Origin of the sequence: Priestia flexa (genome assembly GCF_021441905.1) — a bacterium.
Classification (GTDB): Bacteria; Bacillota; Bacilli; order Bacillales; family Bacillaceae_H; genus Priestia; species Priestia flexa.
Map to the genome: position 1 here is coordinate 33,404 of NZ_CP090431.1, position 15,504 is coordinate 48,907.

The 15,504-nt window shown below is 39.1% G+C and carries 14 protein-coding genes; 9 read left to right on the forward strand and 5 right to left on the reverse strand.

The window, feature by feature from the left end; all coding sequences use genetic code 11:
- Nucleotides 1–38: 38 nt before the first annotated feature.
- The 6 genes from LZP85_RS00165 to LZP85_RS00190 all read left to right on the forward strand — a co-directional run bounded on the left by LZP85_RS00165 (nt 39) and on the right by LZP85_RS00190 (nt 7,671).
- Nucleotides 39–1,763 (forward strand): ABC transporter ATP-binding protein, encoded by a 1,725-nt coding sequence (locus LZP85_RS00165; protein WP_206782810.1) that lies wholly within the window; start codon nt 39–41, stop codon nt 1,761–1,763.
- A gap of 49 nt (nt 1,764–1,812) precedes the next feature.
- Nucleotides 1,813–3,636 carry an ABC transporter ATP-binding protein gene (locus LZP85_RS00170; protein ID WP_226639444.1) on the forward strand — a complete coding sequence of 608 codons (1,824 nt, stop codon included), beginning with the start codon at nt 1,813–1,815 and terminating at the stop codon, nt 3,634–3,636.
- Nucleotides 3,637–3,694: 58 nt separating this feature from the next.
- Entirely contained in the window at nt 3,695–4,384 is a 690-nt protein-coding gene (locus tag LZP85_RS00175; protein ID WP_206782811.1) for a pseudouridine synthase, read from the forward strand.
- Between the two features lie 70 nt (nt 4,385–4,454).
- Nucleotides 4,455–4,685 (forward strand): excisionase family DNA-binding protein, encoded by a 231-nt coding sequence (locus tag LZP85_RS00180; RefSeq protein ID WP_025907605.1) that lies wholly within the window; start codon nt 4,455–4,457, stop codon nt 4,683–4,685.
- Nucleotides 4,686–4,855: 170 nt separating this feature from the next.
- Entirely contained in the window at nt 4,856–5,827 is a 972-nt protein-coding gene (locus LZP85_RS00185; RefSeq protein WP_119543914.1) for a BMP family ABC transporter substrate-binding protein, read from the forward strand.
- Nucleotides 5,828–5,874: 47 nt separating this feature from the next.
- On the forward strand, nt 5,875–7,671 hold the full coding sequence (locus LZP85_RS00190) for a sensor histidine kinase (protein ID WP_182840868.1): 1,797 nt from the start codon (nt 5,875–5,877) through the stop codon (nt 7,669–7,671).
- A gap of 25 nt (nt 7,672–7,696) precedes the next feature.
- Here the strand turns inward: LZP85_RS00190 and map are convergent, their stop codons facing one another.
- The gene (gene map, locus LZP85_RS00195; protein WP_025907602.1) at nt 7,697–8,443 is read right to left on the reverse strand and encodes a type I methionyl aminopeptidase; all 747 of its coding nucleotides are present in this window, start codon (nt 8,441–8,443) and stop codon (nt 7,697–7,699) included.
- A 232-nt stretch (nt 8,444–8,675) separates the two neighbouring features.
- On the opposite strand from map, the gene LZP85_RS00200 reads away from it, so the two are divergent.
- Both LZP85_RS00200 and LZP85_RS00205 read left to right on the forward strand, forming a co-directional pair.
- Nucleotides 8,676–9,740, forward strand: coding sequence for a lactonase family protein (locus LZP85_RS00200; RefSeq protein WP_226639390.1), 1,065 nt, complete (start codon nt 8,676–8,678; stop codon nt 9,738–9,740).
- A 125-nt stretch (nt 9,741–9,865) separates the two neighbouring features.
- Nucleotides 9,866–10,867, forward strand: a complete 1,002-nt coding sequence (locus LZP85_RS00205) for a nitronate monooxygenase (RefSeq protein ID WP_119543916.1) — start codon at nt 9,866–9,868, stop codon at nt 10,865–10,867.
- Nucleotides 10,868–10,899: 32 nt separating this feature from the next.
- On the opposite strand, the gene LZP85_RS00210 is transcribed toward LZP85_RS00205, so the two are convergent.
- Complete coding sequence (locus LZP85_RS00210; RefSeq protein ID WP_119543917.1) at nt 10,900–11,565, reverse strand: hypothetical protein; 666 nt, start codon at nt 11,563–11,565, stop codon at nt 10,900–10,902.
- A gap of 224 nt (nt 11,566–11,789) precedes the next feature.
- Between LZP85_RS00210 and LZP85_RS00215 the strand changes: the two genes are divergently transcribed.
- Complete coding sequence (locus LZP85_RS00215) at nt 11,790–12,323, forward strand: M15 family metallopeptidase (RefSeq protein WP_225002172.1); 534 nt, start codon at nt 11,790–11,792, stop codon at nt 12,321–12,323.
- Between the two features lie 335 nt (nt 12,324–12,658).
- On the opposite strand, the gene LZP85_RS00220 is transcribed toward LZP85_RS00215, so the two are convergent.
- From LZP85_RS00220 to LZP85_RS00230, 3 genes are all read right to left on the reverse strand, one after another.
- Nucleotides 12,659–13,213: a PepSY domain-containing protein gene (locus LZP85_RS00220; RefSeq protein ID WP_206782815.1), complete on the reverse strand. Its 555-nt coding sequence runs from the start codon at nt 13,211–13,213 to the stop codon at nt 12,659–12,661.
- 169 nt (nt 13,214–13,382) lie between these two features.
- The gene (locus tag LZP85_RS00225) at nt 13,383–14,075 is read right to left on the reverse strand and encodes a PepSY domain-containing protein (protein WP_025907590.1); all 693 of its coding nucleotides are present in this window, start codon (nt 14,073–14,075) and stop codon (nt 13,383–13,385) included.
- 64 nt (nt 14,076–14,139) lie between these two features.
- Nucleotides 14,140–15,501: a sensor histidine kinase gene (locus tag LZP85_RS00230; protein WP_076512837.1), complete on the reverse strand. Its 1,362-nt coding sequence runs from the start codon at nt 15,499–15,501 to the stop codon at nt 14,140–14,142.
- Nucleotides 15,502–15,504 lie beyond the last annotated feature (3 nt).

The window sequence follows — 15,504 nt, forward strand, 5'->3', positions numbered from 1 at the left end:
GTTCGTTGGCGGTCTATTAACTAAGTGTGGGGTGATGTATGGGTAACTACAGAGGATACATAAAAAAATACTATAAGCCTTTTAGCATTGCACTTTTGTTCCTAATGCTAGAAGCCATTTGTGACTTGATGCAACCAACGATTATGGCAAAAATTATTGATGTTGGAATAGCCAATCGGGATTTAGACTATGTGCTTCGGATGGGAGCGGTGATGCTTGGCGTGACGCTGCTTGGAGGAGTAGCAGCTTCGACACGTAGCATTTTGGCAAGCATCACGTCTCAAAATTTTGGGGCTGAGCTGCGCCTTGATTTGTTTAGACGGATTCAAACTCTTTCTTTTAAACGAATCAATAACTATGACCGAGCGTCGTTAATTACGAGACTAACAAATGACGTGACGCAGGTGCAGCTGTTTGTGAACGGCTTGATGAGAATTTATATTAAAGCGCCTTTACTAGCAATTGGTGGCCTCATTATGGCAACCACGTTAAATATTCATTTATCTGTGGTACTTATGGTCGTGGTACCGATGATTGTGGTTCTGCTTATTACAAATATTAAACTCAGCATTCCGCGCTTTGCAAAGCTCCAGAATGCGCTCGATCGAGTCAATGGATCAATGCGAGACTATTTATCAGGTGTTCGCGTAGTAAAAGCATTCAATCGTTTTAATTATGAAACAACGAAATTTAGCGGGTTTAACGATGAGCTTCAGGATAAATCGGTTGCGGCCACGAGAGTCATTGCTATTTTTAGTCCAATTATTATGCTTGTGATGAACGTAGGAATTGTGGCCGTTCTTTGGATTGGTGGTCATGGAGTAGAAGGCGGCACAATTCAAGTGGGGCACGTTGTGGCGTTTACGAACTATATGACGCAAATTCTCTTTTCACTCATGATGATTTCCATGGTGTTTAATATGTTTGTCCGAGCGAGAACGTCAGCTGGCCGCATTGGTGAAGTGCTGGGCGAAGTAAATGATATGGTGTGGACAGAGGAACAGTTTGTTTCTAATCAAGGCGGAAAAATCGAGTTTGAAAATGTATCTTTTTCATATAATGAAACATCGCAAGAGCCGGTCTTAAAAAACGTGACGTTTACGTGTATGCCTGGAGAAACTATTGGTATTATCGGAAAAACGGGTGCTGGAAAAAGCAGTCTTGTGAGTTTAATTCCACGCTTATATGACGCAACGAGCGGGACAATCAAACTAAACGATAGCGACATTCGCGAGATTGAGCCAAAAGCCATACGTGAAAGAATTGCGATTGTTGCTCAAAAAGCGATGTTATTCACGGGGACGATTGGTGATAATATCCGCTGGGGACGAGAAGATGCGTCCAAAGAAGAAGTACAGCTAGCAGCTGAAATTGCTGATGCAAATCAGTTTATTCAAAGGTCAACAGAAGGCTATGAAACGGAAATTGGACAGGGTGGCGTGAACTTATCGGGCGGCCAAAAGCAGCGAGTTTCAATCGCTCGAGCGCTAATTAAAAAGCCTGAAATCTTAATCTTAGATGATAGCACTAGCGCAGTCGATATGGTGACTGAAGGGAAGATTAAACAATCGTTGCAGAGATATGCCGATAATATTACTTGTATTCTTGTTTCACAGCGAATTTCAACGGTAGCGGATGCAGACCGAATTCTTGTAGTGGATAACGGTGAGATCGTTGGGAACGGCAAGCATGATGAGCTATTAAAAACGTGTCAAGCTTATCAAGAAATCTACGAATCACAGTTTGAAAAGGAGGTGCGTTAACTTGGCGGAAAGAACCAATCAAGAAGTGAAAAAGGATAGCGCACCTCTTATGCCTGGCCGTCCGGGTGGCGGAGGTGCGGCTCGCTTTCAAAGGCAAGTCGTAAAGCCGAAAGATTTTAAAGGAACGATGAAGAGGCTCTGGTCGTATTTTGGAGGAGATAAAGCGCTTTTGTCTACTGTTTTTCTGTTGACGATGGTTGATTCAGTCATCTTGCTTTTCGTTCCATTTTTAATTGGGAAAGCGGTAGATACGATGGCGCTGACCGAAACTGTTTCGTTTAGCGTGCTCAATACCGTGATAGTGACGCTTTTGGTTGCGTATATCACAAGCTCTCTATTAAATTTTTCACAAGGCTGGATTATGGCCGGAATTATTGGAAGAATGGTTAAAAGGTTAAGGCGACATTTGTTTGGTAAGCTGCAAAAGCTACCTCTAGCTTTTTTTGATTCACGCACACATGGAGAAATGATGAGTCGATTAACAAACGATATTGATAACGTTAGCACGTCAATTTCGCAGTCTATTACGCAGCTCATGTCTGGTGTGATTATCTTAATTGGATCATTAGTTATGATGTTAGTCTTAAGTCCGTTACTCACGCTAGCGAGCCTTATTACCATTCCCTTAATGTTTCTTTTAACAAAGTCGATTGCTAGAAAAACGAAAGTGCTATTTAAGGAGCAACAAAAAGAGCTAGGGATGCTCAATGGGCATGTTGAAGAGATGATCTCTGGGTTAGAGGTTGTTAAAGCCTATAATTATGAAGAGAAGTCCATTCATCGATTTGAAGAAGTGAATACGAGACTGCGAGAAGTTGGCATCAAAGCACAAATATGGTCAGGATTTTTAATGCCGATGATGAACGTAATTAATAACTTTGGTTTTATGGTCATAGCCGTTGTAGGAGGATATTTAGCTATTAATGAGCTCATTACAGTAGGCTTAATTGCAAGCTTTATCACCTATTCGCGTCAATTCGTACGTCCGTTAAATGACCTTGCGAATATCTTTAATACTCTTCAGTCGGGCGTGGCTGGTGCTGAACGAGTATTTGACGTGTTAGATAGCGAAGAAGAAGATGCAGACCCTGAGAATGCAATTGATTTAACAAATCCAAAAGGGATTGTGGAATTTAAAAATGTAAGCTTTGGTTACAGCGATGATGCGTTGATTTTAAAAAATATCAGCTTTAAGGCAGAAGCAGGCAGTAGTACAGCTTTAGTTGGAACAACTGGGGCAGGAAAAACAACCATTGTTAATTTGCTCACAAGGTTTTATGAGGTCTCTGAAGGACAAATTTTAATTGATGGAATTGATATTCGGAACTATACGAGAGAAAGTTTAAGGAAATGCTTCGGTATCGTGCTTCAAGATACGTATTTATTTTCAGGAACAATTATGGAAAACATTCGATACGGAAACCCAGAAGCAAGTGACGAAGAAGTAAAAGAAGCGGCTAAAGTAGCGAATGCAGATTACTTCATTAATCAATTGCCAAAAGGATATGAAACCAAGCTATCGGAAAATGGTGATAATCTGAGCCAAGGTCAGAAGCAGCTGCTTGCGATATCCAGAGTGCTGCTTTCAAATCCATCACTGCTTATTCTGGACGAAGCAACCAGCAATATTGATACGCGAACCGAACTGTATCTTCAGGAGGCACTAAGCACCATCTTACAAGGGAAAACGAGCTTTATTATTGCTCATAGATTAAACACTATTCGCCATGCAGATACGATTATGTTTATTGAAAATGGTAACATTAAAGAAAAAGGTAATCATGATGAGTTAATGGCTGAAAAAAGAGCGTACCATAGCTTGGTTCATCAGCAGTTTGTCACGCCAATGAGTCTACCTTATTCAAATTCTTAATGCTTTTTAACATTAAATTCTCTAAAATAAAGAAAAAGGTAGAGAAAGCGAGTATAAGATGAGAATTCAAAAATATATTAGCGATACAGGTTTTTGTTCGAGAAGGCAAACAAATCGCTTAATCATAGAGGGTAGAGTAACGGTGAACGGAATCGTGAGTGAGAAGAACACCATGATAGCAGAACATGATGAAGTTCTGATTGATGGAAGGCCTATCCCTCGTAAGGAACAGTCTGTTTATTTAGCGCTTCATAAGCCGGTAGGTATTACGTGTACCGCAGCTAAAGAAGTAGAGGGAAATATCATTGATTTTGTAAATTATCCAACGCGAATCTTTCCTGTTGGCCGCTTGGACAAAGCTTCTGAAGGGCTTATTTTAATGACAAATGATGGTGACATTTTCAACAAAATTCTCCGATCAGAGCATGGTCATGAAAAAGAGTATGTCGTTACGGTGGATAAGGTAATTACAGAGCAGTTCGTGCTGGAAATGGAAAGCGGTGTTGAGATTTTAAATACCATCACCAAGCCGTGTAAGGTCGAAAAAATAAGTGACAATGTGTTTAAGATTATTTTAACTCAAGGACTTAATCGGCAGATTAGAAGAATGTGTAAAGCATTAGGTTATCGAGTTGAGCGCCTGCAGCGGATTCGCATTATGAATATTCACCTAGGAAATTTAGAAGCGGGGGCTTGGAGAGAGCTATCACAGCAAGAATTAAATGAACTGTTGAAAGAGCTTCAATGACTTATTGAAGCTCTTTCCTTTTAAACGTGGTATTCTAGAAGTAAGTTATGAATTGAAAGAAGGAATAAAAATGTACTTAACACTAAAAGAAGCAGCCGAGTATTTATCCTTACCTGAACAATATATTGAAAGTCTTATTCAGCAAGGAAAGATTCGTACTGTTTTTGACGGTGAACAATACGTAGTAAACAAAGAACAATTTAATACGCATTTTGAGCAGCTTGAAAAATATAAAAAGCAGATGGAAGAGTATTTAAGTGAGCCTATTCCAGAAGACATGGATGTAAAAGACGAAGATTAATTCTCACCCTTTTCAGAGGTGATTAAGCACGTTTCAGCCACTAAAAAGGAGTATTTAAGTGCTGATATGCGCAAAAAATGTCGAAAAAAGAAAAAAAATGACTGAAAATGTAGTTTTTAAGGGTTTGTTTTTTGTATAATAAAGGAAGAAGTTGAAAAAGGAGAATTATATTGGAACAAGCAAAACAATCAAAAATAATTATCTTTATTGCGGTGCTGTTCTTTTTCATTCTTTTTGCTGTTATTATGCTAAAAGCACAAGGGATTTTACATAATCAAGGGGCAGAACCAGATGAAAAAAAACATGTCGCTATTTTAACTAGTGATGTTATTGTAGATCAAAGTTGGGGAAGTTTAGCCTATAAAGGGAAAGTGGAAATTGAGAATGAATTCCCCGTCATTGCAAAGGTTTACAGCCAGCTTGATAGTAAACAAAAAATTCAAAATGCTGTTCAGGCTGCAGTTGAAGAAAAAGCTGAAGTCATTATTGGTCACGGAAGGGAGTTCTCTCCTTTTTTTAATAAATTAGCAACCTCCTATCCAGATGTTCACTTCGTTACGATACACGGTACCGCTGAGCATTCAAATCAAACAGTCTATACGTTTGATCAATATCAAACTGAATATGAAGCAGGAGTTGCAGCTAGTTTTAAAACAAGTAGTAACAAAGTAGGTCTTATTGATGCATTTGAAGCTCGTGAAAAGAATAAAGGCTTTGAAAATGGGCTAATGGCGGCGGATCAGAATATTGAATTCTTTTACCGAGTGGTAAATAGTCGAGATGATAGTAAAAAAGCTGTTGAGTTGATGAATGAGTTAGTAGACCAAGGAGTCGACGTCATTTATACTAAAGGAAATTCATACAATCGAGATATTATTAGTGTAGCTAAAGAAAAAGGAATTTATGTCATAGGTTATCTTGATGATCAATCGTATATGGGAGAGAGTCAAGTACTGACAAGCGTTATCAATGATGTACCACAGTCTTATCGCTCCATTATGGAGGACTATTTTAGCGAAAGCGGTTTACCATCAGGAACGGTCGTTTTAGATGAGAATGATGGTGTTTATCGACTTGCTCCTTTTGGTCCTATGTACACAGAAAAAGAGAAGAGCGCAATCGAGGATAGCATAGAAGAATAGTAGCAGGAAGCTAGCAATATAGAAAGTATACAAAGAAAGAGATGATTATGAAGAATGTGATAAGTAAGCTTTCGTTTCGGAGTAAAATCCTAAGTTCACTCTTGGTTATTGCCTTGTTGTTGAGCAGCCTGTCGTTTATTTTTGTATATTCAATCGATGATTTGAGTGGTGTTAGCCAAAAGTTAAAAGACGAAGAGATCCCAGAATTAGTTTGGCTTTCTTACTGGGAAGAAGAGCTGCATGTTAAGCAATACATTGTTTCAAATAATTTAGACAGAAATGATTGCTGTACGAGCGTAGTAACGGAATATAAACAATACGGAAACCATGCAATAAGCAGAGTGGAGAATGATCAGGTAGCTTTTCCAGCATCGCTCCAGCAATTGAAAGAACAAATCCAACTACTTGACTTCCAAATAAATAATAATGTCGCAGGATTAATCGCTTACGAAGATCAAGAAGCAGCTGCTACTTATCTTGACGAGGTTTACTTGCCTCAGCTATACAAGGTACAAGCAGAAATTCAGGATCAAAAGAAAGACGTATCAAATTCCTTAGGTCAATTGTCTGGTGATTTACCGCTTATTATTCGAAACGCACTAATTGGGTTATTAATTTCAATGGTTGTCATTGTATTCTTATCGATTCTTATCTCTTACCGGATGAGCAGAATGCTTACCAAACCTGTGGAAAGCATGACTGCACGAGTCGATCGGATTGCCGATGGTGAGTACGGTTTACGATTAGAAGAAGAGAAGCAAATCGAGTTTCTTAGACTGAGCAAATCAATAAATAAGATGTCTCAAAATCTTTCTGAGTCTTTCCATAAGATAACGGCAGAGAAGACATACCGCGAGCAAATATTGAACTCATTGCCTGTTGGTATTATTACAGTTGATCATTACAATAATCATCTTTTCTTAAATGCAGCAGTAAAAAAGATGTTAATGATTAGCTTAAGCGATGTTCAACATGCTTTACATCATGAAGGGAACGACAATGAAGCATTTTGGCGTATTTTGCGTGAGAAAAAAGTAAAAAAGCATCAAAAAGTAACGTACCAGCTCAATCAGGAAGAACGCTGCCTGCTGGTTTCTCAATCACAGCTAGTAGACGATGAAAACAATGTGGTCGGCCGTATCTTCCATTTCATCGACATTACTGATACCGAACAGTTAGAACGTCGCATGCATCAATCAGAGAAACTAGCGCTAGTAGGAGAACTAGCTGCAGGAGCAGCTCATGAAATTCGTAATCCATTAGCAGTTATTCATGGTTTTTTATCACTTATGAACCATGGGCTTTCTGTAGATGAGCGTAAATCGTTTCAGGTTGAGCTACTGCTTAAAGAGCTTGAACGAATTAATTCCATCGTAGAAGAAATGCTGATGCTTGCAAAGCCTAGAGCACCCGTTATGAAAGCAAAAAGAATTGATTATGTACTAGAAGAAATCATTTCGTTTATTACCGCTAATAATCAAGCCTTTACGATTCAAGTAGAGATGGAAAAAGCAATGGTTTGGATTGATGATAAACAAATAAAGCAAGTGGTTCATAACCTGTTGCGCAATAGCATAGAAGCTATGGGTGGGGCTGGCAGGATGGAAATCACCGGAATGGTGAAGAGAAATCAATACTGCATTTATCTAAAAGATAGTGGTACTGGCATCCCAGAAGAGGTTCAAAAAAGTATTTTTTATCCGTTTACTACATCGAAGGAAAACGGCACGGGATTAGGTTTAACCATTGTGAAGACGATTCTTCAAAATCACGGTGGAGATATTGAGTTAGTGGAAACATCTGAAAAAGGAACAACGTTTATGATGACGTTGCCAATAAATTAAAAGACTGCCTGAGCAGTCTTTTAATTTATTGTTCGGTTAAAATAACCGGTCCCTCTTTCGTAATTGCAATGGTATGCTCGTACTGCGCAGATAGTTTTCCATCTGTTGTACGCGCTGTCCATCCGTTTTTGTCCATTTTGGAATGCCAAGTTCCTACGTTTACCATCGGTTCAATTGTAATAACCATACCTTCTTTTAAACGAGGTCCTTTCCCAGGCTTGCCATAGTGGAAAATGGTTGGCTCTTCGTGCATTGTGTTACCAATGCCGTGTCCTGTAAAGTCACGAACGACAGAAAAGCCTTCTCCTTCTACGTAAGATTGGATAGCATAGCCAATATCACCTGTTCGATTTCCAACCTGTGCTTGCTCTATGCCTTTGTATAATGCGTTGTACGTTACATCCATTAAGCGCTCTGCTTCCTCAGAGATTTCCCCAACTTTATGAGTCCATGCTGAATCAGCCAAAGCTCCGTTTAAGTTAACCACCATATCAATAGTAACAATATCTCCGCTTTTTAAAGGTGTCTTCGTTGGGAAGCCGTGGCAGATTTCGTCGTTCAACGATGCACATGTTGCGAACTGGTACCCTTTATAACCCTTTTGCTCTGGCGTAGCACCGTGTTTCTCTAAAAATTTTTCAACAAATTGGTCAATTTGATGCGTCGTAATACCTGGCTTAATCATTTGTTCAATCTCTTTATGACATTGAGCCAATAACTTACCTGCTTCATGCATTAAGTTAATTTCGCGTTCACTTTTTAATGAAATCAAGTAAACTCCTCCTTTTGAATGTATATTCTCTATATCTAAAATGGATTTTTAAAAAATCCAAACTAAGTTTAATCCAAATTTTATGATAACGCTCCCTAAACTAAAAAAGCAAGAAACCCGCTTGATTTCATGTTTGTAAAAAGGGCATTCAGGGGAGAGTAAAAATGAGACTTCAGCTATAGTTATGATATAGTTAAAAGATAGAATGAATAATTTAGGAGGGTATGCAGCGATGACTCGAGGAAAAACGTTTACTGGTTATGTTGGAACGTATACAAAAGGTTCAAGTGAAGGAATATACACATTTACATTTGATGCAGAGAAAAAGGAATTAAGAGATGTACGAGCAGTAGCTAAAATCGATAATCCTACATATGTGAACATTAGTAAGAGCAATGAATACTTATATGCTGTTGTAAAAGAAGGAGATAAGGGAGGCGTAGCTTCTTATAAAATCAATTCTGAAAACGGCGATTTAACGTTTGTGAATAAACAAATGCTTGAAGGGCCTTCACCATGTTATGTGACGGTTAACGATAGCAATAACCAAGTATTAACTGCCAATTATCATCGAGGAAGTATTGAGTCATACGTAACTTCTCCTCAAAGTGGCGAAGTGTGGCCAGCCACTTCAGTTATGCAACATGAAGGTAAAGGTCCAAATAAAGATCGTCAAGAAAAGCCACACGCTCACTATTCAGACTTTACGCCAGACGGTAAGTACGCTGTAGCAGTGGATCTTGGCACAGATGAAATTATCACGTATGCTGTTGGAGAAGAAGGGAAGTTAACAAAAGCTCAAACGTTTAACACGGCACCTGGCGCTGGACCAAGACACTTAACTTTCCATCCAAACGGCAAGTACGCGTATGTGATGACAGAGTTAAGCAACGAAGTGTTAGTGTTAGAGTATAACGCGCAAGAAGGGAGCTTTACACAACTACAAGCAATCGCAACGCTACCAGCAGATTTTACTGAAAATAGCCAAGGAAGTGCGATTCATATCTCATCAGATGGCCGCTTCGTCTATGCTGGAAACCGTGGGCATAATACGATTGCAACGTTTGCGGTCAATGAAGACGGTCGTAAACTTATATTTGTTGAGTGGACGGATACAAAAGGAGACTGGCCACGCGATTTCGTATTAGATCCAACAGAGCAATTTATTATTGCATCTAATCAAGAGACTGGAAACTTAGTGCTGTTTGAACGAAATGAAGAAACAGGGAAGTTAACGTTTTTAGATTCAACCGTTGATGTGCCGTACGCGGTTTGCGTAAAGTTTTTAAATATATAAATTAACTTGTTGTTTGAAAAACCTATCCGCCTAAGTGGATAGGTTTTTTCGGTTTATCAACAGGAAATTTAGATGATAGTAAAGAACATGGAGAATGTAAGGTTAGAGAAAGGGTGAAATGATTAATGTTTAACAGCAAATATCCATTAGTTCAAGCACCGATGGCAGGAGGAGTATCTACACCTAAGCTAGCGGCTGCTGTTTGCAAAGCTGGCGGAGTGGGCTTTCTGGCAGGAGGGTATAAAACAACATCTGCTCTAAAAGAAGAAATAGAAGAGCTGAAAAAGCAAAAACCCGGTGTGTTTGGCGTGAATTTGTTTGTACCAGAAGAAGAAAGAAACTATGACTTCAAAAAATATGAACAGCATATAAAGCGTATTGCTGTTACGTTGCAGGCAGAAGTAGGCGTTCCAAGGTACCATGACGATGAATGGCAGAATAAGCTCGTTCTCTTAACAAATCACCCTGTTCCACTGGTTAGTTTTACGTTTGGCTGTCCATCAAAAGATGTCATTCTAGCGTTGCAGGAGAAGGGGACGTTCGTCATCGTAACGGTAACAACACCAAAAGAAGCTAAACTGGCAGCTGAAGCAGGGGCGGATGCACTCTGCTTGCAGGGAATTGAAGCGGGTGGCCATCGAGGAAGCTTTGACAACCAAGAGGAGAAAGAGGAAGACTATGGGGTTTTAGAGCTGATTGATCTTGTGAAAAAGCAGTCTAGCTTGCCGCTTATTGCTGCCGGTGGAATTATGGATAAAGATGATGTAGAGATAGTATTGACTGCTGGGGCTAGTGCCGTTCAAGTAGGAACAGCATTTCTTTGCTGTAAGGAAAGTGGAGCAAACCCTACATATAAAAAAGCATTATTAAATAAAACATATAAGGAGACGGCCGTCACGCGAGCTTTTACAGGCAGACGTGCTAGAGGTTTGGCTAATGCGTTTCTGATTTCACATACTGACTCAGCCCCAGCAGCCTATCCGCACGTTCACTATATGACGCAGCCACTTCGGAAAAAAGCTGCTGAGCAAGGGGCGGTAGATTACCTTTCACTTTGGGCTGGAGTTGGTCACAATAAAGTGAAAAGCTGCTCAGCGCAAGAGATTGTAGGGTCCTTAATGACGTAAAAAACCAGAGGCTTACTCAGCCTCTGGTTTTTTTACGATTGGACAAAATGCTTATGCTTTTCATGATGGAAGTTTCCACCTAAATCTTCTACTTTCTCTTTTGTTTCTTGTAAAATTGCTCTTGCTTCCACTTTTTGTTCATCTGTTAATCCTTGTAATAGACGACTTTCACGTTCTGGTAAGGTGATTCCCATTTCTTTAAGCTTTGCGATACCTTCTTCTTTTGTAATGGAACCTTCTTTAATTTGATTCATAATCTTTTTCGCTTGTTCTTTTTGCTCTTCCGTTAAATTGGAAAACGGGTGTTTATGCATTTTTTTAGGCAGGTTAATACCTTGTTCTTTTAACTTAGTATAGGCTTCTTCTTTTGTTAAAGAGCCATCTTTTACTTGTTCTATAATGCTGTGGAACTGCTCTTTTTGCTCCTGTGTTAAGTTGTGGAAAGGATGATCTTTCTTCTCGGGAAATTCCACACCGAGCTTTTCTAATTTTGTTTTTGCCTCGTTCATAACTGCATCCACTTTTTCTTGTGTTTCTGCATCTAGCTGAACGTCATCTTTATAGTGATTTGTTCGCTGAACGATTGTATTTTCACCTACGTTGTCTTTTGTTGCCGCAAACACAGGTGTGTTTACCGCTGCTACTGCGCAGAGAGTTAAACTGCTGGCCAACACATAGCCAAGCCACTTCTTGTTCATTTTTCTCACTCCTTTTTATGTTAAGTTCCCCGATAAAGGAACAACATATGAGAAGTATGTTGTTCACATTTGATAATGTAACCAGCAATAGTGAAAAAATGGTGAAAGTGGCAAAAAGATTTAAAAAAGATGAGAGGAGCATATTTCCAAGAGTGAATTTCTTTTCATTCACCTCCGAGTATACTATGCTTATTCTTAATTCGTTACATGTATAGGCAAGGAGCATGAATAAAAACATGAATGCTGTAGGAACAATTCTAAAGTTGCTATTAGTTGGCATCATTGTATATGGATTAATCTTTTTCGTTCAAAAAAATTGGCCAATTTCACCTTTTGGCCCCAGCTTAAATGAGTTTAAAGACGCAACGGATCTTCATCCCGCTGTAGTTGAAAAAAGAGATCAGCTTATCGAACAAACAAAAGCACAGGGAATAGATGTTGTCATTACGGATGGCTTTCGATCATTTGAAGAACAAGACGAGCTTTATGCCCGTGGCCGAACGACTGAAGGACAGATTGTCACGTATTCAAAAGGTGGCGAGTCTTATCATAATTATGGTCTAGCTATCGATTTCGCTTTGCGAATAGATAATGGTGATATTATCTGGGATATGGAGTATGACGGCAATGGTAACGGCAAGTCGGATTGGATGGAAGTAGCTGAAATTGGTAAAGAGCTTGGTTTTGAATGGGGAGGAGACTGGGAAGGATTTAAAGATTATCCGCATTTTCAGTTAAGGCCTGAAGATATAAAATAGAGACTGAGACATAAGTAATTCAGTCAATGATAAACCTAAACGATTGAGAGTTCCTCACTTTTAATCGTTCAGGTTTTTTGTTGATTGTGAAAACAATCAATGTTGGAAACAGAGTGGAATAGAGCGAAGGACACTCGACTCCTGCGGGAAATAGAGGGAAAACGGAGATTCCAAAGCGCAGCGAGGAAGCTCAGGTTCCTCCCCGCGGAAAACGAGTGGCCGTATCGCAATGGAACGAACGTGTTCAGATAACCTAAAGAGATGGGAACAGCTAGTGTTCGTCTTTTAGAAGCAATCATTTTGTTATGTCCCAAACTCTTCTATATAAAAGGGGATTAGTCATCCCACTCAACATTCAATACATTTCCGTTCATCGCATCAATATCAACGTTGACTTCATGATTATCGTCAGTGTGAATTTCAATCTCATAGCGCAGCTGATTATCGTCCCGGTCTAACTCTGTTTCAACAATCGTTCCAGCTTGCTCTTTTAATGCTAATTTTTTTGCTTCCTCTAATGAAAGTTTAGCTTCTTCAATACTTATCCCATCATCACGGTCATCGTCATCGTCATCGTCACTATCTAAGCGTTCTTGATCAAACTCCACTACTTTTCCAGAGTTGAAATCAATGTCCACATCGTATTCAAATTCACCGTTTACAATATCAAATTCATACTTTTTCGTTCTATCATCTGTATCCACGCTCATCTTTGTGATGTTTCCACCATTTGTTTGTTCTAACGCAATTTCTTTTGCTTGCTCTTCTGAAATGGTTGTTGAGTTCGCTGATACAGATTGTAAAGGCTGTTTATCTGTCATAGCGTAAGCACCAGCACCTAATCCACCTAAAATTAAAGTTCCCGTTAATAACGTCGTCGCAAGTTTCATAATCAATAACCTCCTTGTTTTGTTTACATCCTTATCATATCCAGCGAAGATTAAAAGAAAAGGAGAGAAAGATTAGAATTTGATGAGAAATTGGATAGTTTTTGAGGGAATGCTCTCATAATTCATAGAAATAAGCTTATCCACGCTACAAAAGTAGCAGGATAAGCTTTTAATCATCATCAGTCTCAAACTGGATTGATATGATTTCACCTGAATACGCATCGATGAGTACAGTTGCTTCTTCATCTGGGCTTTGATCAATCTCCACTTCGTATAAAAGCTGGTCGTCATCATCTTCTAGTTCAACAGATGAAATGGTGCCCTTTACTTTTTCTAACGCAATTTTTTTTGCTCCTTCTTTGCTGATAAGAGTAGTTAACTGTTCATTTTTTGGGGGATTAGAGATATTTTCGATTGAACCATCTGGGCGACTGACTTTCACAATATGAGTGCCATCATCACTTTTAATTGTTATATCGTAGTGTTCATTGCTTTCTTTTACGTTTTCAACAGTACCTTGTACACGTTCAAGAGCTTTCTTTTTTGCTTGCTCCTCAGTGAGCTGGGGAGGAGATTTCTCTTGGTTTGTTGATTCACTCACTTTTGAAAAATCGACAATGTCACCTGAAACTCCATCAACCATGATTTCGTACGTATTGTTTTGATTGGTAAGCTGTACGTGAAACTGATTGTCTACTTTTTTAATTCGCTCAATCTGACCTTCATATTTTTGCTTAACGAGGCTTTGTATGTCGCTTTCTGATAAAGAAGAAGCATTTGTATTGTTTAAAGCTGTTACCCAATACCAAATTCCGATGGCTACAGCCAGCGCGCTTAAAACCATAATAAATGTTCGTTTCATAGTATCACCTCCAACTGATTGTCTCATTGGTTTATGATAATGAAGTTAAAAGAAGATTAAAATTTCATGAGAAATAGATTGGCAAGTGAACTTGTACGATGGTTCCTTTACCTTCTTCACTATCGATATGAATAGTACCTTGATGTGCTTTAATAATTTTTGCTGCAATGGCCAGACCTAATCCAGAGCCACCAGTCTCGCGGTTTCTTGCTTTATCTACGCGGAAAAAGCGCTCATAAACGTGAGCCAAATCCTCTTTTGGAATACCGATTCCCTGGTCTGTAATTGTAATAAGACACATGTTCTCTGCTGAGGTGGATACGGTTAACTCTATTGATTCCTCGCTATATTTAATCGCATTATCTAGTAAAATATAAAGAAGCTGCTTAAGCTTTTGCTCATCGCTACTAACTTGAATTGGATGCGGTGAAGGCTTTACATGAATCGTTCGCTGGAATGCTTGCTGCAGACTGCGACCCGTTTCAATACATAGGGTGTTAATATCAGTTGGCTGTATATGTAAGTCCAACTGGGAGTCATCTTTTGCTAAGACAAGCATTTGCTCTGTTAAAGTCTTCATCCGAATTGACTCTGAGTGAATGGATTCAACCGCTTCTTCCAGTATGTCAGGTCGCTTCATTCCCCAGCGCTTTAGCATATTCGCATAGCTTTCAATGACTGTAAGCGGTGTTTTTAGCTCATGGGAAGCATCAGATACGAACTGTTCCTGTTTTTTATAGTTTTCTTCAAGTAAATCCATCATGTTGTTAAACGTATTAGCCATTTGGTCAAGCTCATCTTTAGAGGATGACTTCGTTGTAATTCGTTTAAAGGTACGTGAGGTTTGAATATCTTCCATTGTATAAATGAGTGATTGAATTGGCTGTAAAACCACCTTGCTTAAAAAGCGACCACCAATAACGGTTGGAACTAAAATAATAAAAGAAGCCACAATTAGAATAATGCGTAAAATCCCTAAAGACTGCTCAACATCCACTAATCGTTCGGTAAGTTCCAGGCTCACAACATTATCGTTTGTCCAAATAATAGGCATTGATGCACTTGCATAAATGGCGCCTGATTCCTGTGTAACATCGGTGTGTTCATTTGTTCGGTAGGTTGCATTTAAACTGCGAAGCGATAGCTCATCCTTTAAGGTTGTTAGCAACGATTTGTTATTTTCATCAATAATGCGAATCATCCCGTTTAAAGGGACGTAAGCATTGAATAAGTTTCGTGGTTCAACAGCGGTTGAGCCACTTCTGTTAAAGCCTTCTGCAATATCATCAACTTGACTATCCAAGCGCTCTATGGCATTGTCTGTCATGGTTTTTTTAAAGATAAAGTAGATTGAGCTATTGGTTACGAGAAGCAGCAAGATAAGAAGGAGCGTTGTAAATAACGTAATTTTCGTTTTTAGCTTCATCTC

Coding starts and splice junctions, on each gene's coding strand:
- LZP85_RS00205 (WP_119543916.1), top strand. CDS start 9,866: ATGTTTAACAGCAAATATCCATTAGTTCAAGCACCGATGGCAGGAGGA.
- LZP85_RS00210 (WP_119543917.1), bottom strand. CDS start 11,565: ATGAACAAGAAGTGGCTTGGCTATGTGTTGGCCAGCAGTTTAACTCTC.
- LZP85_RS00180 (WP_025907605.1), top strand. CDS start 4,455: ATGTACTTAACACTAAAAGAAGCAGCCGAGTATTTATCCTTACCTGAA.
- LZP85_RS00190 (WP_182840868.1), top strand. CDS start 5,875: ATGAAGAATGTGATAAGTAAGCTTTCGTTTCGGAGTAAAATCCTAAGT.
- LZP85_RS00230 (WP_076512837.1), bottom strand. CDS start 15,501: ATGAAGCTAAAAACGAAAATTACGTTATTTACAACGCTCCTTCTTATC.
- LZP85_RS00175 (WP_206782811.1), top strand. CDS start 3,695: ATGAGAATTCAAAAATATATTAGCGATACAGGTTTTTGTTCGAGAAGG.
- LZP85_RS00220 (WP_206782815.1), bottom strand. CDS start 13,213: ATGAAACTTGCGACGACGTTATTAACGGGAACTTTAATTTTAGGTGGA.
- LZP85_RS00225 (WP_025907590.1), bottom strand. CDS start 14,075: ATGAAACGAACATTTATTATGGTTTTAAGCGCGCTGGCTGTAGCCATC.
- LZP85_RS00215 (WP_225002172.1), top strand. CDS start 11,790: ATGAATAAAAACATGAATGCTGTAGGAACAATTCTAAAGTTGCTATTA.
- LZP85_RS00200 (WP_226639390.1), top strand. CDS start 8,676: ATGACTCGAGGAAAAACGTTTACTGGTTATGTTGGAACGTATACAAAA.
- LZP85_RS00165 (WP_206782810.1), top strand. CDS start 39: ATGGGTAACTACAGAGGATACATAAAAAAATACTATAAGCCTTTTAGC.
- LZP85_RS00170 (WP_226639444.1), top strand. CDS start 1,813: ATGCCTGGCCGTCCGGGTGGCGGAGGTGCGGCTCGCTTTCAAAGGCAA.